24 protein-coding genes and 1 tRNA gene are annotated in these 18,795 nt (G+C 70.7%); 12 read left to right on the top strand and 13 right to left on the bottom strand.

Annotation, left to right across the window (positions count from 1 at the left end):
• Window positions 1-75 precede the first annotated feature (75 nt).
• The 4 genes from BUB75_RS08885 (at window position 76) to BUB75_RS08870 (ending at window position 3,042) form a co-directional block, all read left to right on the top strand.
• Complete coding sequence (locus tag BUB75_RS08885; protein ID WP_073254140.1) at window positions 76-1,149, top strand: LacI family DNA-binding transcriptional regulator; 1,074 nt, start codon at window positions 76-78, stop codon at window positions 1,147-1,149.
• A 129-nt stretch (window positions 1,150-1,278) separates the two neighbouring features.
• Window positions 1,279-1,839 carry a hypothetical protein gene (locus BUB75_RS08880; protein ID WP_143175091.1) on the top strand — a complete coding sequence of 187 codons (561 nt, stop codon included), beginning with the start codon at window positions 1,279-1,281 and terminating at the stop codon, window positions 1,837-1,839.
• A 71-nt stretch (window positions 1,840-1,910) separates the two neighbouring features.
• Window positions 1,911-1,983, top strand: a tRNA-Thr gene (locus tag BUB75_RS08875).
• A gap of 315 nt (window positions 1,984-2,298) precedes the next feature.
• Complete coding sequence (locus BUB75_RS08870) at window positions 2,299-3,042, top strand: VOC family protein (RefSeq protein WP_073254133.1); 744 nt, start codon at window positions 2,299-2,301, stop codon at window positions 3,040-3,042.
• Here BUB75_RS08870 and BUB75_RS08865 read toward each other — a convergent pair.
• A complete protein-coding gene (locus BUB75_RS08865; protein WP_073254128.1) occupies window positions 2,979-3,548 on the bottom strand; it encodes a GNAT family N-acetyltransferase in 570 nt (189 codons plus the stop codon). The two genes, BUB75_RS08870 and BUB75_RS08865, sit on opposite strands and share 64 nt — an antisense overlap.
• 396 nt (window positions 3,549-3,944) lie before the next feature.
• On the opposite strand from BUB75_RS08865, the gene BUB75_RS08860 reads away from it, so the two are divergent.
• A complete protein-coding gene (locus tag BUB75_RS08860) occupies window positions 3,945-4,985 on the top strand; it encodes a chitinase (protein ID WP_143175090.1) in 1,041 nt (346 codons plus the stop codon).
• Between the two features lie 19 nt (window positions 4,986-5,004).
• A complete protein-coding gene (locus tag BUB75_RS08855; RefSeq protein WP_073254122.1) occupies window positions 5,005-5,268 on the top strand; it encodes a DUF6343 family protein in 264 nt (87 codons plus the stop codon).
• Here BUB75_RS08855 and BUB75_RS08850 read toward each other — a convergent pair.
• From BUB75_RS08850 to BUB75_RS08825, 6 genes are all read right to left on the bottom strand, one after another.
• Complete coding sequence (locus BUB75_RS08850; RefSeq protein WP_073254118.1) at window positions 5,254-6,333, bottom strand: carboxylate-amine ligase; 1,080 nt, start codon at window positions 6,331-6,333, stop codon at window positions 5,254-5,256. The genes BUB75_RS08855 and BUB75_RS08850 overlap by 15 nt on opposite strands.
• Window positions 6,330-7,289, bottom strand: a complete 960-nt coding sequence (locus BUB75_RS08845) for a methyltransferase (protein ID WP_073254113.1) — start codon at window positions 7,287-7,289, stop codon at window positions 6,330-6,332. Before BUB75_RS08845 ends, BUB75_RS08850 begins: the two co-directional genes overlap by 4 nt.
• An 82-nt stretch (window positions 7,290-7,371) precedes the next feature.
• Window positions 7,372-7,851: an SRPBCC family protein gene (locus BUB75_RS08840; protein WP_073254110.1), complete on the bottom strand. Its 480-nt coding sequence runs from the start codon at window positions 7,849-7,851 to the stop codon at window positions 7,372-7,374.
• A gap of 9 nt (window positions 7,852-7,860) precedes the next feature.
• The gene (locus tag BUB75_RS08835) at window positions 7,861-8,208 is read right to left on the bottom strand and encodes an ArsR/SmtB family transcription factor (RefSeq protein ID WP_073254107.1); all 348 of its coding nucleotides are present in this window, start codon (window positions 8,206-8,208) and stop codon (window positions 7,861-7,863) included.
• Between the two features lie 94 nt (window positions 8,209-8,302).
• Window positions 8,303-8,551: a hypothetical protein gene (locus BUB75_RS08830; RefSeq protein WP_073254102.1), complete on the bottom strand. Its 249-nt coding sequence runs from the start codon at window positions 8,549-8,551 to the stop codon at window positions 8,303-8,305.
• A 324-nt stretch (window positions 8,552-8,875) separates the two neighbouring features.
• A complete protein-coding gene (locus BUB75_RS08825; protein ID WP_073254099.1) occupies window positions 8,876-9,241 on the bottom strand; it encodes a winged helix-turn-helix transcriptional regulator in 366 nt (121 codons plus the stop codon).
• A 69-nt stretch (window positions 9,242-9,310) separates the two neighbouring features.
• On the opposite strand from BUB75_RS08825, the gene BUB75_RS08820 reads away from it, so the two are divergent.
• On the top strand, window positions 9,311-9,928 hold the full coding sequence (locus BUB75_RS08820; RefSeq protein WP_073254096.1) for an NADPH-dependent F420 reductase: 618 nt from the start codon (window positions 9,311-9,313) through the stop codon (window positions 9,926-9,928).
• A gap of 115 nt (window positions 9,929-10,043) precedes the next feature.
• A complete protein-coding gene (locus BUB75_RS08815; RefSeq protein WP_073254091.1) occupies window positions 10,044-10,886 on the top strand; it encodes an alpha/beta fold hydrolase in 843 nt (280 codons plus the stop codon).
• Here the strand turns inward: BUB75_RS08815 and BUB75_RS08810 are convergent.
• Complete coding sequence (locus BUB75_RS08810; protein WP_073254088.1) at window positions 10,871-11,245, bottom strand: hypothetical protein; 375 nt, start codon at window positions 11,243-11,245, stop codon at window positions 10,871-10,873. The two genes, BUB75_RS08815 and BUB75_RS08810, sit on opposite strands and share 16 nt — an antisense overlap.
• Window positions 11,246-11,335: 90 nt before the next feature.
• On the opposite strand from BUB75_RS08810, the gene BUB75_RS08805 reads away from it, so the two are divergent.
• From BUB75_RS08805 to BUB75_RS08795, 3 genes are all read left to right on the top strand, one after another.
• Complete coding sequence (locus BUB75_RS08805; protein WP_073254085.1) at window positions 11,336-11,761, top strand: hypothetical protein; 426 nt, start codon at window positions 11,336-11,338, stop codon at window positions 11,759-11,761.
• 201 nt (window positions 11,762-11,962) lie between these two features.
• Window positions 11,963-13,069, top strand: a complete 1,107-nt coding sequence (locus tag BUB75_RS08800) for an MBL fold metallo-hydrolase (protein WP_073255178.1) — start codon at window positions 11,963-11,965, stop codon at window positions 13,067-13,069.
• 303 nt (window positions 13,070-13,372) lie between these two features.
• The gene (locus BUB75_RS08795; protein WP_143175089.1) at window positions 13,373-13,855 is read left to right on the top strand and encodes a hypothetical protein; all 483 of its coding nucleotides are present in this window, start codon (window positions 13,373-13,375) and stop codon (window positions 13,853-13,855) included.
• A gap of 40 nt (window positions 13,856-13,895) precedes the next feature.
• Here the strand turns inward: BUB75_RS08795 and BUB75_RS08790 are convergent, their stop codons facing one another.
• From BUB75_RS08790 to nagA, 5 genes are read right to left on the bottom strand one after another with little or no spacing between them, the layout of a single operon-like run.
• Window positions 13,896-14,366, bottom strand: a complete 471-nt coding sequence (locus BUB75_RS08790; RefSeq protein WP_073254075.1) for a pyridoxamine 5'-phosphate oxidase family protein — start codon at window positions 14,364-14,366, stop codon at window positions 13,896-13,898.
• A 44-nt stretch (window positions 14,367-14,410) separates the two neighbouring features.
• Window positions 14,411-15,397, bottom strand: a complete 987-nt coding sequence (locus BUB75_RS08785) for a S66 family peptidase (RefSeq protein ID WP_073255175.1) — start codon at window positions 15,395-15,397, stop codon at window positions 14,411-14,413.
• A 2-nt stretch (window positions 15,398-15,399) separates the two neighbouring features.
• Complete coding sequence (locus tag BUB75_RS08780) at window positions 15,400-15,933, bottom strand: YbaK/EbsC family protein (protein ID WP_073254069.1); 534 nt, start codon at window positions 15,931-15,933, stop codon at window positions 15,400-15,402.
• 30 nt (window positions 15,934-15,963) lie between these two features.
• The gene (locus BUB75_RS08775; RefSeq protein ID WP_073254064.1) at window positions 15,964-16,935 is read right to left on the bottom strand and encodes a Gfo/Idh/MocA family protein; all 972 of its coding nucleotides are present in this window, start codon (window positions 16,933-16,935) and stop codon (window positions 15,964-15,966) included.
• A gap of 10 nt (window positions 16,936-16,945) precedes the next feature.
• Window positions 16,946-18,091, bottom strand: a complete 1,146-nt coding sequence (gene nagA / locus BUB75_RS08770) for an N-acetylglucosamine-6-phosphate deacetylase (RefSeq protein WP_073254061.1) — start codon at window positions 18,089-18,091, stop codon at window positions 16,946-16,948.
• A 329-nt stretch (window positions 18,092-18,420) separates the two neighbouring features.
• Between nagA and BUB75_RS08765 the strand changes: the two genes are divergently transcribed.
• Window positions 18,421-18,795, top strand: coding sequence for a DUF3263 domain-containing protein (locus BUB75_RS08765; RefSeq protein ID WP_084740541.1), 375 nt, complete (start codon window positions 18,421-18,423; stop codon window positions 18,793-18,795).

Raw genomic sequence — 18,795 nt, 5'->3', positions numbered from 1 at the left:
TCGATGACGTACATCACAAAGTCGCTCGGTTACCGGCGGGTATACGGACGGCGCTTGATCGGTTAGGGTCCGCCCATGGCCCAGCGGCAGCCCCGTCGGACCGCCACGCTCGCGTCGCTGGCGGCGGAACTCGGCGTGTCCCGCACCACCGTCTCCAACGCTTACAACCGACCGGACCAGCTCTCCCCTCAGCTGCGTCAACGCGTTCTCGAGGCCGCCAAGCGGCTCGGGTACCCCGGTCCCGACCCCCTTGCGCGCTCGCTGCGTACCCGGCGGGCGGGCGCGATCGGTCTGCTCCTCACCGAGGCGCTGTCCTACGCGTTCCGCGACCCGGCCGCGGTCGAGTTCCTGGCCGGCCTGGCACGCGAGTGCGAGGACGCCAAGACCGGTCTGCTCCTGGTACCCGCCGTCCCGGGCGCCGGCACCGACCCGGCGCTCGCCGCGGCAGCCGCCGTCGACGGCTTCATCGTCTACTCGCTGCCGAACGACGACCCGCACCTGGAAGCGGCGCTCGCGCGTCCGCTGCCGACCGTCATCGTCGACGAGCCGTTGGACGCGTCCGGAGCCGACTTCGTCGGTATCGACGACCGCGCGGCCGCAGCCAAGGCCGGCGCACACTTGGCCGAACTCGGGCACCGCAAGATCGGCATAATCTGTAGCCGGATCAGCTCGCAGCGCGGCCCCGGCGGTCAGGCCAGCCCCGAGCGTCAGCGGCTCTCGCCCTACGACGTCGTCCGGCTGCGGCTCGACGGGCTGTTCGACGGGCTGAAGCTGGACCGCGAGGAAGTCCCGGTCTGGGAATGCTGGGAGAACACGATCGACTCGGCCGCCGGAGCGGCCAAGGAGATGCTCGACCAGTACCCCGAGCTGACCGCCGTGGCGTGCACCACCGACGTGCTGGCGCTCGGCACGATCCAGGCCGCTCGCGCCATGGGGCGGCAGGTGCCGTCGGATCTGTCGGTGACCGGCTTCGACGACATCCCCGAGGCCACGGTCAGCGGGTTGACGACGATCCACCAGTCGCACGCGGAGAAGGGCCGGGCCGCCTGGCGTCTGCTCAGCCGCGACGACCGCGACGAGACGCCGACCATGCGGGCCACGATTCCGACCGAACTGCGCATCCGACAGACGACGGCCGCGCCGCGCTGAGCCCCGCTCCCGGGAAGTGGACCCATCTAGGGCAGCTCTGGCTCCCCCATGTGGGTCCACTTAGCTGTCCAGCCAGCTGCTGGCCTTTGATACGTGCCCTGGGTCTAGTTGGATGGGCGGGTGCCCTCGGTGCGGACCAACTCTGACCTGTACCTCGCGATGTCCCGACTCGGGTCCTCCACCCGTAGACCACTGGAGGAGTTCCTGCGCGCCTGGTGGTCCACCGGGTACGACCACAGCGACGACAAGGCACTAGAACCCGACGAGCTGGTGACCTGGGTGCGAGACGCGCTGGAGTCGCCCGCTCCGCCGTACGAGCGATACTGGGCCCGGGAAGATCTAGGGCTGGAGGACCTGGACGGATTCTCGTCCTGGTCCCGGGTGATCCGCGCGCAGGTCTGCGATCTTCAGGAGATGGCGTCGTCCGGCGTCTTACGTACTCAGGCCAGCTACCTGGGCCTGGACGCCCCCCGGCCGGCCGGCACCGGACGCAGGCCGACGACACGCCGCTGGTTCAACCTCGATGTGGCCAGCTACCTGGAATCGGGCGTGATCGCGACGGTCGGCGGGTGGCGTCCGGAGTTCGAGGACGCCGTGGTCGACCAGGCGCCTCCGGAGCCGCTGGTGATCGGCGCGTTTGACTGGAGCGACCTGACGAGGTTCGTGATGGGTGCGCAGACGCACCAGTGAGCGGCGTCGGCCACACCCGCGCCCGGGGCGGCGCGGGGGTGCGGGGAGAGCGGCTACGATCAGGCGTACCTGCTGGTGTGGCGCAATTGGCAGCGCACCCGACTTGTAATCGGGCGGTTAGGGGTTCAAGTCCCCTCACCAGCTCTCTGACCAGGTGGTTAATCCCGGCGCGGCAGCGCGGCCCGCTAGCGCCCTGCAGTGGCTGACCAGAGGACTCCTGACGAGTCACACCGCGCCGTGGGCGGGTGCAGCAGCTTTGATCCGACGAGCCAATTCGATGTCGTGCTCAGCGACTCGGCCCCAGTGGGCCATGGCGGCGTTCAGTGCGGTCAGCTCTCGACGGGCGCGGGCCGAGCCGGTGTCGACGGCGATCGCGACGGACTGTCATGTGCGCCTAAGACGCGAGTTTGGCAGACTGCGGCGGCTGCCTGCTGCCGTCGACCAGTGAGGGCGCTGACGATGCTCGACGAACACGTCCAACCCAACGAGACCATCGTGCCGTTGCTGCCCTGCGTGGCGCCGAAGGAGACCCTGGCCTTCTGGCGGGCTCTCGGATTCGCGGTGACGTACGAACAGACGAAGCCTTACCTCTACCTCGCGTTTCAGTGGAGCGGGTTCGACTTGCACTACGGACGCGCGTTCAGCGGCATCGACCCGTCCGAGGAGACGACCGGTGGCTGCCTGGTGATGGTCGATGCGGTCGCGTCCTACCACGCGGTGTTCACCGAGGCGATGCGGCGTGAGTACGGGAAGGTGCTCGCGAAAGGACTTCCCCGGATCACTCGGTACCGGCCGGGCGCTTCGCGGTTCACCATCATGGACCCGTCCGGGAACTCGATCGTCTTCATCCAACGGGATGAGCCGATGGAGCTCGAATACGGGGGCTCCAAGCAACTGCAAGGACTTACCCGGGTCTTGGATAACGCGCGGATCCTGCGTGAGTTCAAGAACGACGACCGGGCCGCCTTCCGAGCGCTGAACTCAGGTCTGCGCCGTCACGGCGACAGCGCCTCGGCCGTGGAGCGGGCTATGGCGCTGGCGGCGCTCATCGAGGTGTCTACAGCACTGGCGGAACCGGAACGGGTGCCGGGATGGGGAACCGAGCTTCAGCGATTCGACCTGACCGAGGAGGAGCGCCGTCAGGTGGAGTCGGCAGTTTCCGACCCCACGCTGCTCGAACCGTGGATGCCACCCCGGGCGTAGGCCATTTCGAGTTCTAAGTAGCTCGGGTCCGGTGGGTAGCGCATCGTGTTGCCCGTCTGGATGAAACCGACGCGTCGGTAGAACGCTTTTGCCCGGTCGTTGACGTCGAGCACGAACAACCGGATCCGGTCCGGTGCCACCTCGGCGAGGGCCCAGTTGACGGCGGCGCGGGTGACGGCGGCGGCCGTGCCGAGGGAGCGGCCTCGGTAGGTGGGGGTGACGTACACGCCGACGAGCATGGCTGAGACGTGGTCGAGGATGTCCGTCTCGCGGAATATGCCTGCCATGCCGACGAACCGCCCGGAGGGGTCGGTGGCCACGAAGCGGGCGCCGCTGGTGCCGGCGGCGGTGGATTGCGCTCGTTCCTGCCACGCGTCGTCCGGGAGCGCTAGCGCGTCGTCGTACTGCTCGACGAACGCCAGCGGTGAGTCTTTCAAGGCTTCCAGCCGCAGGCGGCGCAGCTCCGGCCACTCGGAAGGACGGATCCGTCGCACCTGGTAGCTCACGTGTCCAAGGGTACAAACGTGCTCTGAGCTGCGAGGTTTCGGTTGCAGGTTGCAACGAGTGGCCTAGAATTGCGGACGACCGTAGTGGAACCGGGCGAGGCGTCCGGGTGAATTTTCGGAGACTCAGGCCCAGTGGATCCTTCGACGCCTGGTTGGTCGCCAGGGCCCGAGGAGCGGGGCCGAGGCAGAGGCCCGGCGACCGGGCGCGCGCCGGTCAGGGGTGGCCGGGTGGGACGGGCATCGGTTGGGGGTGCTGCTGCCGGGCGGGCGTCGGTCGGTGGGCCGCCGCAACAGCTTGCATGGTCGGCGAATCAGCACGACGCATGCCCCCCGGGTCGGCAGCCGCCGAGCAAGGGCGGACGGCACAAGCGCACCCGCTCCGCAGCCTTCCGCATCGTGGCATCACTAGCCGCCATGGTGGTGCTCGCGACCGGCTCGGTCGCTGCGTTCAGCGCCTGGGGCCAGGAACAACCGGAGAAGCAACAGCAGGAACAGCGCGCAGCCGCGCCGAGCCCAAAACCGCCGCAAACCGGCTTCGAACCCTACGTCGACATGGGGTACTACCCGCCGTTCGACCTCGCAGGCTCGCTGCACACCGCCGGAGTGAAACAGTACGTCCTCGGCTTCATCGTCGCCGGGGACGGATGCACGCCCACCTGGGACGGCGAGGTCCCGCTCGACGACGAGGAGATCGCCGAGAGGATCACGCAATTCCGCGCCGAGGGCGGCATGGTCCGGATCTCGTTCGGTGGCGCGGCCGGGGCCGAGTTGGCGTCGGTGTGTGACTCGGTCAGCGCGTTGACCGACGCCTACCAGCGCGTCATCGACACATTTTCGGCCACCGCGCTGGATTTCGATGTCGAGGGCAACGAGCTGAGCAACACAGCCGCCCACACCCGCCGCGCACAAGCTATCGCCGCGCTGCAGAAGCATGCCAGGGCCGCGGGCAAGACGCTCAACGTCGCGTTCACGCTTCCGGTGAACCCTAGTGGCTTCACCGCTACCCCGATCCGGGTACTGAACGCGGCAGCCGCCAACGGCGCGGCGGTCGACGTCGTCAACGTGATGGCGATGGACTACGGGCGCTGGGCCGCGCCGGACCCCGAAGGGATGATGGGGACCTACGCGATCCAGGCGATGACGAACGCGCACGCCACCGTGCGGAAGATCTTTGGGCTCTCCCCTGAAGAGGCGTGGCGGCGGATCGCGGTCACCCCGCTGATCGGCGTCAACGTACCGGCGACCGAGGTGTTCTCGATCGAGGACGCGGTGAAGGTGACCGCGTTCGCCAGGGAGAAGCGTGCCGCCTACGTCTCGATGTGGTCGATCACCCGCGACCGGCCGTGCCCCGAGGGTGTCACCGCCGACGCGGACTCCGACACATGCGCGGGCAACGCCCCGACCGAATACGCGTTCACGCGAGCGTTTCTCGGCTGAACGGGGGTACCCCTGGAGCATGCCTCTCAGCGCTCAGCCCCCGGGCCGACGGGGCACTGTCGGCCACCCGTACAGCCCGCTCAACCTGCGGCTGGCCCTGGCCGTGTTCGGCTTCGTGGCGTCGGCGGTGCTGGCTGCCCTGTTGTTTGCCGCTGGTCAACCGGTGCCCGGCTGGGTCGCGGTTGCGCTGGCGGCCGTGGCACTGGTCGACGCGGTCGTCGTCCAGCTCCGGCGTCGGGCGCGCCACCGCACCGACCCGAGCCACCACTCATTCTTCGAGTGAAAGCTCGGCCAGAACGGCCGAGATGCTTCCGGTCCGCGCGAACGTGCGGCGCTGCCGCTCCGCGCCGGTCCCGACGTGCTGCAACCGCTCCAACTCAAGGGTGACGACGTCCGCGTCACCATTTCGGCGCAGCGCCGGCCCGAGTGTCTCCAGCAGCTCGTCGACGAGCGTCCAAGCCGGGCGCGCCCGTCCCACCCGGGGGTCGAGCAGCGTCCCGGCGAGCCCGGTGTGCGCGGCGTTCCAGTGGGCGGCCCGCAGCAGGTGGTCCGGCACCCGTCCGGAGTCCAGCGAACCGGCGAGCGCGGTCGCCACCAGCCCGCGGACCAGGCCGGCGACCAGCACGGTGTCCCCGACCGTGGGGCAGACGTCGGCTACCCGCACCTCGACGGTCGGGTAGGTCGTCGACGGGCGGCAGTGCCAGAGCACCATCGTCGCGTCGAGCATCACTCCGGAGGCGACCAGTGCCCCGACGGTCCGGTCGTACTCGTCCGCGGATTCGAAGTGGGGGATCGGGCCGAGGCTCGGCCAGCGGTCGAGCTGCACCGATCGCCAGCTCGCGTAGCCGGTGTCGGCCCCGGCGTGCAGCGGCGAGTTCACGGCCAGCGCCTGGACGACCGGTAGCCACGGCCGGATCCGGCGGCAGACGTCGATCGCCGCGGCCCGGGACGGCACTCCGACGTGCACGTGGCAGCCGCAGACCGCGGGGTCACGTGCGATCGGGCCGTAGTGGCCGGCGATCGCGGCGAAGCGCGGGTTTGTGGTGGTTCGCCGGTCGGTGTCGGAAACCGGTGTGGCACCGACGGGCACGACGCGAGCCCCCACGCCCGTCGCGGCGGACGCGGCAGCCGAGCGCAACCGGTGCAGCTGTTCGGCCACATCGGTCAGGTCGACTGCCGGAGCGGTCACCAGCTCGAGCATGCAGCGGCGGAACTCGAGCCGCGTCCGGTCTCGTAAATCGTCCGGCAGCGTGGCCAGGAGCGGTTCGACCAGCGGCACGTTCTCGCCGGTGGCCGGGTCGAGGAGGAGGAATTCCTCTTCGACGCCGAGGGTCGGTGCGGTGTTCACTCGGCGCGCACTGCGGTGAGTAGCACTACCGCGATCCGCTCCGCGTTCGCGTACGCGTCCCCATCGAGTTCTTCGTCGTAGACGTCCGGATCGACCTCGCGGTACGTCCACGCGAGGTCAGTGTCGGCCAGCCTCGCCGCGGCGGCGGCCCGCAGCGAATCGTGCCCGTCGACGATGCCGACGCCGCTGAACAGCACCAGCGAGCCGCCGGGGTTCAGCCGCTCGGCGGCCAGGTCGATGATGTCCAGCGACAGTGCGTGGCCGTCGGCTCCGCCGCCGTCGCGGTAGGCGCGCCCGGCCGGGTCGACCATGAACGGCGGGTTGGAGACGATCAGGTCGAAGTCGCCGCTGACGTCGTGCAGCAGGTTGCTGCGGCACGGGCGGACGCCGTCAGTGCCGGCCAGCGCGGCGTTGACCCCGGCGTACCGCAGCGCGGTGTCGTTGATGTCGACGGCGAGGACCTCCGCGTTCGGTGCCCGCTTCGCGACCGTGATCGCTCCGGCGCCGGTGCCGCAGCCGATGTCCACGGCGCGGCGGATCGGTCGCCCGCGCCACGACTCGACGTGCGCCGCCGCGGCGTCCGCCATCCGGTAGGTGTCCGGGCCGAAGAACACCGCGTCGGCCGCAGCGGTGGGGAACGCCGAGTGCACGAACAGCTCGTTGTCGTAGCTCGAGAACCGGACCCGGCTCCGCCACGTGTCGCCGTCGCGGCACAGCACGCCGGCGGCGTCCATCAGCTCGACGATCGACGGCGGCAGCGTGTCCGGCCGGAACGGGCGGCTCCAGCCCAACGCGCCGCGCAGGTCGTGGGCCCAGGCGTTGGCCGGACGCCGGTTGACCCGCTCGTGGGTGGCCGGGGTGACGGTCGTGAACGTGTAGTCCAGCGCTTCGAGCGCCTGCCCGAGCTGTACCAGGGCCTGGTCGCGGCCGGTCTTGGCGGGAGCAGTGAGAGTCATGTCGGCGTGACTGCCCGGAACGGGCGTTTTTATACGCGGCGATGCCGCGACCGGCTCGACGGCCGCGGCATCGGGTCCCGGCTCACCCGGCCAGCAGCGCGTCCAGCCGGTCGTAGCCTTCGCGGACGCCGTCCTGCATGCCGTTGATCATCCAGGCGTCGCGCCCCTCGAAGCTGTCGACCAGCGACGTCGCCACCAGCCTGGTCCGCCCGTTCCCGAGGTCCTCGAAAACCAGCTTCTCCAGCGCGACGCCGTCCGGCTCACCCTCGTACGTGAACGTCTGGACGATGAGCTCGCCGGGGCGCAGCTCGTGGAACGAGCCGTAGAACTTGTACTCGTTGCCCTCGTGCACGTGGCGGTAGCGGTAGGAGCCACCGGTCCGGCTGTCGAAGTGGTCGACGATCATCTCGTTCCGGCCCGGGCCGAGCCACTGCACGACCAGGTCGGGGTCGACGTGGGCCCGGTAGACCTTCTCCGGCGGAGCGTCGAACTCCCGGATGATCCGGATCAGCGGAACGGCGGGGTCGGCAACGATCTCGGTCTCGCGGGTGTACGTGGGCATGGCTGCCTCCTAGGGCTGTTCGGGTCGGGGTGGTTCGTCGGGCAGGTCCCGCAGGACGTCGTCCAGGCGCCGGTACCGTTCTTCCGCTCGACGCCGGTAGCGCTCGATCCACTTGGTCATCAGGTCGAACACCTCCGCTTCGAGGTGCACCGGCCGGCGTTGCGCCTCCCGGCTCCGGCTCACGAGCCCGGCGTCCTCCAGCACCTTCAGGTGCTTGGAGACGGCCTGGACGCTCACCTCGTACGGCGCCGCGAGCTCGTTGACGGTCGCGTCGCCGACGGCCAGCCGCGCCACGATGTCCCGCCTGGTCGGGTCGGCGAGCGCTGCGAAGACGCGGGAGAGCGGATCCGCCGCCACGGCGTTCCTCCTTGCTCAACCAGTAGGTTGAATAAGAAGTTAAACGGCGCCCAGGGACTTGTCAACCCATGGGTTGAATAAGCTGGTAGTGGCCTTAGCGCGGAGGAGGCGGCGGAAGGTGCTCGGCACCGTTGGCCCGCCGGACGGAGCCGACGGGCACCTCACCGCCGAGCGAGTCGAGCAATTGCTCGGCGGCGCGCTCGGCGGCTTGCTTCGACTCGGTGGTCAAAAGCGGCCGCACGCCGCTGACCTCGATCTGCTGCGCGACGATCGCCACGACGTCGCCCGCAGTCAGGCCGAGGACGGGGGAGTCCTGCTCGGGAGCGTCCGGCGACCCGTTCATGCCGGAGCCCGCAGGTCGTCCGGGATCTCGCCGCGCTCGGCGGCGGCAAGAACCTCCCCGGCCCACCGGGCGCGACTGCACGGCCAGGCCGGTGCTCTATTCGGGTGACCCGCGCTTCCGCAGACCGCATCGCCACCGTACGGCTGGATCGGCTGGTGCAACTCGAGCAACCGATAGGCGGTAGCGACGTCTTCGGGCGTCAACGGTCGATGCCACACGAGACCCACGAGTCCCCTCCCTGGGATCGGGCCCTGCCCGGACAGGACGATTCCGCAGCCCACTACCCGGCGTGGTCGCATCCACACACAGATGGGAGGACAACTTTTAGCAATTCCCGTCGTAGGCCGACCGGGCCGCATCCACCTCCGCGATGTGGTTCTCCGCCCAGCCGACGACCTCGAGCATCACGCCGTGGAGGCTCGCGCCGAGCGGCGTGAGGCGGTACTCGACCTTGGACGGCGCCCCGCCGGTCGTCGTCCGGACCACGAGCCCGTCCCGTTCGAGGCCCCGCAGGGTCTGGGTGAGCATCTTCCGACTCGCGCCCGGAAGCGCCCGGTTCAACTCACCCGAGCGCCGCGGCCCGCCGCCCAGCTCCTTCAGCACCAGGCTGACCCACTTGTCGCCGAGCCGATCGAGGATCTGGTGACCAGGGCAGGCAGCCACCGCGTTCAGATACGCCTCGCGCGTCATGCGTCCTCCCAGTGGGCACTTCGAAGTGCCTACTCCCACGAGCGGTCGATTCGAAAATAGCGTCGGCCCATGACACGAATCGCCATCCTCGGGACCGGAAGCGTCGCCACGACGCTCGCCGGGCCGCTCGTGGCCTCCGGCCACTCGGTTGTTCTCGGCTCCCGCCTGCCCGGCGGTACGGTGCCGGTCGCGGGCACGACCGTTCAACCGTTTGCGGACGCCGTCCAGCAGGCCGCCGTCGTGGTGAACGCCCTTCCCGGGGACGCCGCGGTCGCGGTGCTCTCGGGGTTGCCGGTGCCGGGCGGCGCGGTGCTCGTCGACGTCGCCAACGCGGTGCACACCGGGCCGGACGGGCTCGCCACCGGCTTGCGGTACCCGGGCGGCAGCCTGGCCGAGGAGTTGCAGCGGGCGCTGCCGGCAGCCCGTGTGGTGAAGACGCTCAACACGATGCACGTCTCGCTGATGGTGCGACCGGCCGCGCCGGTGACCGCCTTTCTCTCCGGCGACGACGCGGACGCCAAGGCGGTGGTGCGGACGCTGCTCACCGACCTCGGTTGGGCGTCCGATCGGGTCCTTGACCTGGGCGGACTGGTCACGGCCCGCTGGGTCGAGGGGTTCGCGCCTGCGATCGGTCCGACCGTACGGGCGCTCGGCCCGGTGCCGTTCGGGTTGGCGATCGCCCACTGATCCAGGGGCGGCGATCGCCGCTGATTTTCGCTGTCAGCGCTCTATCAGCGTCCTAACAGGTCGCATCCGCACACTGATCATCAAGCGGTCGGCCGGGCGAAGGGGAGCGCCAGCGATGAGCACTGCAACGATGACCACCGTGCGGTCAGCGGACGGCACCCCGATCGACGTGCAAAGTACCGGGTGCGGCCCCGGCCTGGTCGTCGTTCCCGGCAACAACCGCAGAACCCACCACTACGACGCGTTGGCCCGTGAGCTCGCGCAGGAGTTCACGGTCCACGTCGTCGATCGGCGCGGACACGGGCGCAGCGGTCCGCAGGGACCGCACTACAGCATCGAGGCCGAGGCGGCCGACGTGTTCGCGGTGCTCCGGGAGACCGGCTCGAACCTGCTGTTCGGTCACAGCCACGGTGGGTTGGTCGCGCTGCACCTGGCGCTCTGGCGTCCGGTGGACGCGCTGGTCGTCTACGAGCCGGTGGTGAGCATCGGCGGGTCGTTCGACGCGAGCTGGCTGCCGGAGTTCCGGCGGCAGCTCGCGACCGGGCGGCACGCCGCGGCGATGGCGACGTTCCTCAAGGGAACCCGGATGGTGCCGCTCGGCGACGCGCCGATGTTCGTCTACCGCGGGTTGGCGTACCTGCTGCTGCACGGCGCCGATGCCGCCGAGACCAGGGCGATGATGTCGGCGACACCGGCGGAGGTCGCGGAGATCGCCCGGCTGGACTCCGACGGACGCCGATACGCGGGCATCCGCTCACCCACGCTGCTGTTGGGCGGTGGGCGTACGGCGGATTACCTCACCACCGCACTCCGAAGGCTCCACGAGCTGATGCCCGACGCCGAGTGCAGGATCCGCCCGGAGCTCGACCACAACGCACCCGACCTCAACGGCGCGGCGACCGTCGCCGCCGAGATCATGTCGTTCGTGGCCCGGCGAGCGGCTCACCAATCCGTCTGACTCAGTGGCACGCCCACCGACAGCGCGTAGGCCTGCGCCTCGGATCGGCCGGCCGCGTCGCCGCTCGGGTACCGGAACACCCGGCGGGCGAACACCACGAACGTCTCGTCGGCGGTGGCGAAGTCGACGTACCAGCCGAACGAGTACAACGAGCCGGACAGCACGTCGGCCAGCCGCTCGGCGTCCTCGTCGGCGACGTCGAAGAACAGCAGCGTCCACTCCGCGGGCGTACCGGCAGCTGTCTGCTCCGGCGAGATGTTCTCCGGCCGGACCCGTTCCAGACGGTGCACCCGGAGCGGGAGGTCGTTGATGACGGTGCCGACCTCAAGGCTCTCCGCGATCAGTGTTCCGCGCGCCATCCGCCCACCGTATCGACTCGCCGGGCTGTCATTCGGCACGCTGGCGATCACTCATTAAGCTGCCGCAGGAGAGGTGACGGAGGTTCAAGGATGCGGCAGCTCGTTGTGCTGGTCGCCGGGCTGTTACTGATGACAGGCTGTGCGGCGCTGCGCTCGGTCCCGTCGACCGAGACGCACATCGTGTCGTTCGAGCTCGAGACCGTCCGCCCCTCGACCTTCGCCGACATGAAGGCCAGCTACTCGCTGAAGCCGCTGGCCGACAAGAAGAACATTCACTACGGCAAGTCCTGGGACCGCGAACTGACGTTCCACTACCCGGATGTGACCGAGCTCTACTTGTTCGGCGAGGTCCGGGTCAAGGAAGAGCCGGTGCTGCCGCCGCCGGCGGAGGCGATCGACCTGCGGTGCCGCATCATGGTCGACGGCGTCCTGGTGGCGGAGAACGTCGGCCACACCGTGTGGTGCGCGCACACGGTGACCCCAGGCCGCCAGAAGCGCGTCGACTCCTCGTCCTGACGACCGTGTGACCTGCGTCGCTAATTGGTATCAGAGCCCCCGGCGGCGACTCTTGTTGTCGTGCGAGGTGAGCCGGGTGCTCCAGCTGGAAGGGGATCTGTCGTGTCGAAGAACTACTTATCGGACGAAGTGTTCCGCTCGTCCCGGCTCATCGACACGGTCACGGCGTCTTCGGCCCGCCGGTCGGTCGGCAGCCGGTCGCTGTTCACCGCGCTCGCGGTGACCGGCGTCGCCGCGTCGCTCGCCTGGGCGGCCCGGGACATTCCCTCCGCGTTGGGCGGCCGCCCGGCCGGTGCCCGGCTGGACCGGATGCGTCAGTCGCCGCGGTACCACGACGGCGCGTTCCGCAACGAGACTCCGACCGTGACCGTCCCGGCGTCGGCTTCCGGGGGCCGCAGCATGCTCAGCGAGCTGCTGTTCGGCCGTCAGCGCCGGCGGCCGAGCAAGCCGGTGCCGGTCGTCACCCCGACCCTCGCCGAGTTAGCGGGCCCGGCCGCGCCCGGCGTGCGCACCACGTGGCTCGGTCACGCGACCGTCTTGCTGGAGATCGAGGGTCGCCGGGTGCTGTTCGACCCGGTGTGGAGCGAGCGCTGCTCGCCGTCGTCGCTGGCCGGCCCGCGGCGGCTGCACCCGGTGCCGCTCGAGCTCGGGGCGCTGCCGAAGGTCGACGCGGTCGTCATCTCCCACGACCACTACGACCACCTCGACGAGACCAGCATCCGGACGCTCGCCCGGCTGCAGGAGGCCTCGTTCCTGGTGCCGCTCGGTGTCGGCGCCCACCTGGAGCGCTGGGGCGTACCGGCCGCTCGGATCGTCGAGCTGGACTGGGACGAGACCGCGACGATCGCCGGCCTGGGCTTCACTGCGACCGCCGCGCGCCACTTCTCCGGGCGACTCCGCTCCGACAACTCGACGCTCTGGGCGTCCTGGGTCATCGCCGGTGCCGAGCGCAAGGTCTTCTACACCGGGGACTCCGGCTACTTCGAGGGCTACACCACGATCGGCGCGGCGCACGGGCCGTTCGATCTGACGCTGATCCAGATCGGCGCCTACGCACCGTATTGGCCCGATATCCACATGACGCCCGAGGAGGGTGTCGCCGCGCACGTCGCGGTAAACGGGGGTCTGCTCGTCCCGGTGCACTGGGGGACGTTCAACCTCGCGCTGCACGACTGGGCCGAACCGGTGGAGCGGCTCCTCGACGAAGCCGCCGAGTGCGGTGTCCGGGTCGCGGTTCCGCGTCCGGGTGAAGCCGTCGACGTGGACGCTCCGCGGCAACCGGACGGCTGGTGGCGTTCGGTCGCCTGACCTCTGTCTTCCCGTCTCGTGACGGGGTGTATTTCGCACCGCCCCCGCGCCTCCCCTCCCCGCGCGGGGGCGGTGCGGTGTGCGCCCGCACGTCGGTCGGGATGCTCGGCGTTGATCGGTTCCTCCGCGACGCGCCCTCCGTTCGGCTCGTCTCCGCCGCACGGGCGGGGCGACTGCTGACCGGATGGAGGAACCCACGGGGCAGCGCGGCGCATGCTCACTACTTAGCGTAACTAGTTGAATCCGAACGGATTCGCGGGGACGCAGGGGAGCGTCCCCGAAGGCTTTGGGGGAGGAACGAACGTGCCGAAAGGGTTACACCGCGCCGGGCGGCGCCGCCCGCGTCGGGGGACGCCGTGGGGGAGATCCACCGGGCAGCGCGTGGTCGTTGTCGCCGGACTCGTCGTGCTGACGATGGTCACGATCGGGCTGCCGATGGCCGCGGCGGCTCCGCGCACCGCCACCGGCAGCGCCACGGACGGGGCCGCCGCGGACTGCCTTGCCGCCGCCGTCAGCGCGAACCTCGTCCGAATCGTCTGTGGGATCACCGACCTGAGCCGGGACGGTGACTCGGTCTACGTGGGGTGGCGGACGACCAGCGGTGGGGTGCGGTCGATCTATCACCGGGAGGGCGCCGGCCGCACGATCTCGGTGACCGGCTACGCACCGACGGCGGACCCCGCACCACCGCACCGGGTGCTCTGGAAGATCTGCCGCGATCGGCAGGCGCCCTGGCGGGACGCCTGCTCGGAATGGCGCACGGTCTGGGCGACACCCTCACCGTGATCGCGGTTCGGCCGTGCCCGGGCGCCGGGCACGGCCGGCCTCACGTCCGCTCGGTGCGCTGCACCGGTCGGCCCGGCCGCCATAGCTCGACGATCATCAGGTTCCGCTCGTGGTCGACCGAGGTGAGCACGGCTTCCCGGAGGTCGATCCGGAACAGGTGGAACGGCTCCGGCGGGTGCCGGTCGTCGACGAACGCCGCGAGCTCCTCCTTGTCGACGACCTCGACGGCGACGCCGCTGATCTTGCCGTCACCCCCGGCCATCGTGCCGTCGCCGGGGTTCGCGTGAATCGCCACCCGGCCGTCGCGCCGGAGATCGAGCGCCTTCCGGGCCTGCCACATCGACCCCATGATCAGGTCCGGCCCGAAGAAGTCGACCTCGGTGCCGCTGACCCGCGGGGACCCGTCGGCCCGCAGGGTCGCCATCACGTGGTGCTTCGTCGCCGTGAACCGTGCCTTGACCGCTTCCGCGAGTTCCGGTGCCTCCGCGGAGAACTGTTCCCACTTAGCCATGCCGGTCAGTGTCCGCCGAATCCCTGACAGCTGACGGCAGGGTTTCAGTGACGAGTCAGCACGATCTCCACCGCGCCCGGCTCGGCGGCCAGGTAACACGAACCACCGACCGGGAACGTGTAGAGCGGGTTCGTGTGGCCCACGTCGACGTTGCCCAGCACCGGCACGCCGGCCAGCTGCGGTGCGCTCGTGACGATGTGCCGCAGCAACTCCTGGGTGACGCCGCTCTGCCGCTGGAACCGGCCGACGACCAGCGCGCGGACCGCGATGCCGGTCTGCAGCAGCGAGGTCAGGTCACGGGCGAAGGCGTGCACGGTCGACTCGAAGTCGTCCTCGACGACCAGGACCGCACCGTCCAGATCCGGCCAGTACGGCGTGCCCTGCAGCAGGTTGAGCGTGCAGAGGTTGCCGCCGACCAGCGGGCCGTTGGCGGTGCCCGGCTGCAGCACCCACCAGCCCTCGTTGCGGGACGGCGCCGGTCGCCCCTCCGCGGCGTCCTGCAGCCGGTACCACTCGTCGTCAGTCCACGTCGTCGCCGGAACCCAGCTGACCGGGGCGTCCTCGAAGACGCACCGGCGGAACGCCTCGATCGTCGCCTCATTGTGCTCGCGCATCGCGAACGTCGAGAAGTGCGGCCCGGAGTACGTGACCAGGCCAGCCTTGGCGAGCACCGCACCCTGCAGCGCGGTGATGTCGGAGAACCCGCAGAACACCTTGGGGTTCGCGCGGATCAGGTCGAAGTTGAGGTGCGGCAGCAGCTGGTTGGAGTGGTGCCCGCCGATCACCGCGAGGATGCCGGCCACCGCCGGGTCGGTGAACGCGTCGTGCAGGTCGGCGACCCGCCCGGCGATCGGACCGGTGCCCAGCGGCCCGGACTCCTCCACGTGCGCGCCGAACGTGACCTCGACCCCGAATTCCGCCCTCAGCCGTTCGACCGCGGCCGTCCGGATGGTGTCCGGCAGCAGGCTCAGCGACATCGACGGCGCGACGACCCGGATCTGGTCACCGGCCTTCAGCCGGCGGGGCAGCATCGTCACCGGCCCAGTCCCTCCAGCACTTCGGCGGTGGGCAGCGCGGCCAGCGTCGAACCGCCGAGCCGGAGCTTGGACTCCCGCAGCCCGCTGCCGATCACCAGGCTCTCCCCAGCAGCTACGGCGGCGTCGATCAGCACCGGCCAGTCGGCCGGGAGGCCGAGCGGGGTCACCCCGCCGTAGGCCATCCCGGTCGCGGCGACCACCTCGTCGAGCGGGGCGAACGACACCTTGCGGACGTCGAGGTGACGGCGGACCAGCCCGTTGATGTCCGCCCGCGTCGTGGCCAGGACCAGGCAGGCCGCGTACTTCAGGACGCCGCCCCGCTTGCCCGCGACGACGACGCAGTTCGCGGACTCGCCCAGCGGCTCGCCGTACCGCGCGCAGAACGCCTCGGTGTCCGCATCGGACGGGTCGATCGCCGCGACCTCGACGCGGTGGCCGTCCTTCGTCAGTTGCTCCACGACGCTCGTCACCAGCGGTGCGAGCAGCTCGGGATGGTCAGCGGCGGGCAGCCAGGCGAGCGTCTCGGACATGAGTTCTACCCAACCACAAACGTCCGACCGTTATCGCGCCACCGCAGCGCGGGCCTGGTCGAGCGTCCGCATGATCGACAGCGTCTCGTCCAGCGTCATCAGCGGGGACTCGGTGAGGCCAGCACGCACGCAGCGAGCCACCTCTTCGGCCTGGAACGTGTAGCCCAGACCCGGCAGCGTGAACACCTCGGTCACCGGCTCGGCGCCGGACCGGTGGAGCGTGAGCGCGTCCGCCCGGAAGAACGGTGCGGGCAGCTCGATGCGCCCGGTCGTGCCGGCGATCGTCGCGCGCATCGGCGTCTCACCGCGCAGCGAGCAGTGCAGCACCGCGACCGCTCCGGACTCGTAGCCCAGCAGGATCCCGGTGTTCGCGTCGACGCCGGTCGGGGCCAGGCCGCCCGCGGCGAGCACGGTCGACGGCTCGCCCAGGATCATCGAGGCCAGCGAGATCGGGTAGACGCCCAGGTCGAGCAGCGCGCCGCCACCGAGCTCCGGCGCGTACAGCCGGCTCGCGGGGTCGTACGGGGCCGCGAACCCGAAGTCGGCCTGGATCGACACGACGTCGCCGATCGCACCGTCGGCGAGCAGCTCGCGCAGCCGGACGATCGCCGGGTTGAACCGGGTCCACATCGCTTCCATGCAGAACACACCGGCGGAGCGGGCGGCGTCGACCACCTCGGTCGCGCTCGCGGCGTCGATCGTCAGCGGCTTCTCGACCAGGACGCCGCGCCCGGCGGCGATGCAGGTGAGCGCCGCCGCCGCGTGGCCGGAGTGCGGTGTTGCGACGTAGACGACGTCCACCTCGGCGTCCTCGGCCAAGGCCTGGTAACTCCCGTGCGCCCGCGGGATGCCGTGCGCGTCGGCGAACGCCTGCGCGGTGTCGGCGGCGCGCGACCCCACCGCGACGACCCGGTGGTCGTCGAGCGTCAACAGGTCGGCGGTGAACGACCGGGCGATCGCTCCGGTCCCGAGAATTCCCCAGCGCAACGGCGGCGTAGTCACGCCGCCGAGACTAGTGCGGCGCGCGCAGCCAGCTACCGCCGACCATCACACCGTCGATCTCCAGTCCCGGGCCGAGGACGAGCAGGTCGGCGGCGAGCCCCGGCACCAGCGCACCCACCCGGTCGCCGATCCCGATCGCGCGGGCGGGCGTGGCGCTCAGCGCGGTGACGACGTCCAGCAGCGGCACCCCGGCGTCCACCGCCCGGCGCAGCGCGGCGTCCTGGGTCAGCGTGCTGCCCGCGACCGCGCCGGTGCCCTCGACCAGCGCCACCCCACCGCGCACCTCGACCTGGCGGGAGCCCACCTCGTACCGTCCGTCGCCGACGCCCGCCGCGGCCATCGCGTCGGTGACCAGCGCGACCCGCTCCGCACCGCAGAGCCGGAAGACCATCGCCAGCAGCGCGTCGTGGAGGTGGATTCCGTCGGCGATCAGCTGCACGACGACGTCCGGGTGCTCCAGCAGCGCGCCGACCGCCCCGGGCTCTCGCTGGGTCGGCCCCGGCTGGGCGTGGAACAGGTGGGTGGCCAGCGTGGCGCCGGCGTCGATCGCGGACAGCGTCCGCTCGTACCCGGCGCCGGTATGCCCGACCGCGACCGCGACGCCCCGGTCGACCGCGCGCCGCACCAGTTCCAGCGCGCCGGGCAGCTCCGGGGCCAGCGTCAGCACCCGCAGGTGGCCGCGGCAGGCGTTGATGAGCTGGGTCAGCACGTCCGCGTCCGGCACGAGCATCGCGGCCGGGTCCTGCTCACCCGCGTGCGCCGGGGAGAGGAACGGGCCCTCGGCGTGGATGCCGGTCAGCGTGCCCGCCTCGACCACGTCGGCCAGCGCGGCGGCGGCGCGCAGCATCTCATCGAGCGGGGCGGTGGCGAGGCTGGCCAGCGCGGACGTGGTGCCGTGCGCGCGGTGCAGGGAGCTGATCGCGCCGATCGCCGCTGGTTCGCCGCTGCCGTAGCTCTGGCCGCCCCCGCCGTGGACGTGCAGGTCGACAAATCCGGGAACCACCCAGCAGCCACCCAGGTCGAGCACGTCGGGGTCGCGTGGCCGCGACCGCTCCGGCCCGCCGACCGCGGTGATCCGCCCGGCGGCGATCGCCACCCAGCCGCCCTGGACGACGCCGACCGGGAGCACGAGTGTGGCGTCGGATAGCAGCGTCATGAGGCCGACTCCGGAGTGAGGCCGGGGTGCACGGTCATGCCGCTCCTCCGCCGGGATCAGATCATGACCCTCGGATGACGCAGATCATGACCGTTGGTCATCGTACCTTCGGCCAATTGTGTCCGGCCGCCTGATCCCAGCTCGCGCCAGACTGTTCACACCACCCCGTCCGGAGCCGTTCGGATGGCTAGAGTGGGGTCGCTGCCGCGCCACAAGGGTCATCCGGGTCATCGCCACCGCAACCGCTTCGGGACGTTCGGCGCCGAGTCATGGTGCCGGGTCCCCACGCTGTTCGCGAGGCGACGCGCCGGAGGAGGGACGAGGAGTCAATGGACCACAGCCACGTCCCGGCGCCCCTCGACGACATCGTCGAGTACGCCGGGCCGGAGCATGGTGACGATCGGGAGGGGGCGCCAGACGCCGACCTGGCCGTCGCGCCCGAGCAGGACGAGTCAGGATTGACCGATCGCGAACGTGCGATCCTGGAGTTCGAGCGCCAGTGGTGGCAGTACGCAGGCGCGAAGGAACAGGCGATCCGCGAGCAGTTCTCGATGTCGGCCACCCGGTACTACCAGCTGTTGAACGCGCTGATCGACCGGCACGAGGCGCTGGTCCACGATCCGATGCTGGTCAAGCGGCTCCGTCGAGTGCGGGCGGCACGCCAGCGCCAACGCTCGGCGCGCCGCCTCGGCGTCCGCCTGTAA

It is taken from the genome of Cryptosporangium aurantiacum (assembly GCF_900143005.1).
GTDB lineage: Bacteria > Actinomycetota > Actinomycetes > Mycobacteriales > Cryptosporangiaceae > Cryptosporangium > Cryptosporangium aurantiacum.
This window is presented reverse-complemented; position numbering and strand designations above follow the sequence as displayed.

What these genes read in the sequence shown, in the direction of transcription:
- BUB75_RS08885 (WP_073254140.1), top strand. Translation starts at nt 76, where the DNA reads ATGGCCCAGCGGCAGCCCCGTCGGACCGCCACGCTCGCGTCGCTGGCG.
- BUB75_RS08870 (WP_073254133.1), top strand. Translation starts at nt 2,299, where the DNA reads ATGCTCGACGAACACGTCCAACCCAACGAGACCATCGTGCCGTTGCTG.
- BUB75_RS08855 (WP_073254122.1), top strand. Translation starts at nt 5,005, where the DNA reads ATGCCTCTCAGCGCTCAGCCCCCGGGCCGACGGGGCACTGTCGGCCAC.
- BUB75_RS08845 (WP_073254113.1), bottom strand. Translation starts at nt 7,289, where the DNA reads ATGACTCTCACTGCTCCCGCCAAGACCGGCCGCGACCAGGCCCTGGTA.
- BUB75_RS08840 (WP_073254110.1), bottom strand. Translation starts at nt 7,851, where the DNA reads ATGCCCACGTACACCCGCGAGACCGAGATCGTTGCCGACCCCGCCGTT.
- BUB75_RS08830 (WP_073254102.1), bottom strand. Translation starts at nt 8,551, where the DNA reads ATGAACGGGTCGCCGGACGCTCCCGAGCAGGACTCCCCCGTCCTCGGC.
- BUB75_RS08825 (WP_073254099.1), bottom strand. Translation starts at nt 9,241, where the DNA reads ATGACGCGCGAGGCGTATCTGAACGCGGTGGCTGCCTGCCCTGGTCAC.
- BUB75_RS08820 (WP_073254096.1), top strand. Translation starts at nt 9,311, where the DNA reads ATGACACGAATCGCCATCCTCGGGACCGGAAGCGTCGCCACGACGCTC.
- BUB75_RS08815 (WP_073254091.1), top strand. Translation starts at nt 10,044, where the DNA reads ATGAGCACTGCAACGATGACCACCGTGCGGTCAGCGGACGGCACCCCG.
- BUB75_RS08810 (WP_073254088.1), bottom strand. Translation starts at nt 11,245, where the DNA reads ATGGCGCGCGGAACACTGATCGCGGAGAGCCTTGAGGTCGGCACCGTC.
- BUB75_RS08805 (WP_073254085.1), top strand. Translation starts at nt 11,336, where the DNA reads ATGCGGCAGCTCGTTGTGCTGGTCGCCGGGCTGTTACTGATGACAGGC.
- BUB75_RS08790 (WP_073254075.1), bottom strand. Translation starts at nt 14,366, where the DNA reads ATGGCTAAGTGGGAACAGTTCTCCGCGGAGGCACCGGAACTCGCGGAA.
- BUB75_RS08785 (WP_073255175.1), bottom strand. Translation starts at nt 15,397, where the DNA reads ATGCTGCCCCGCCGGCTGAAGGCCGGTGACCAGATCCGGGTCGTCGCG.
- BUB75_RS08780 (WP_073254069.1), bottom strand. Translation starts at nt 15,933, where the DNA reads ATGTCCGAGACGCTCGCCTGGCTGCCCGCCGCTGACCATCCCGAGCTG.
- nagA (WP_073254061.1), bottom strand. Translation starts at nt 18,091, where the DNA reads ATGACGCTGCTATCCGACGCCACACTCGTGCTCCCGGTCGGCGTCGTC.
- BUB75_RS08765 (WP_084740541.1), top strand. Translation starts at nt 18,421, where the DNA reads ATGGACCACAGCCACGTCCCGGCGCCCCTCGACGACATCGTCGAGTAC.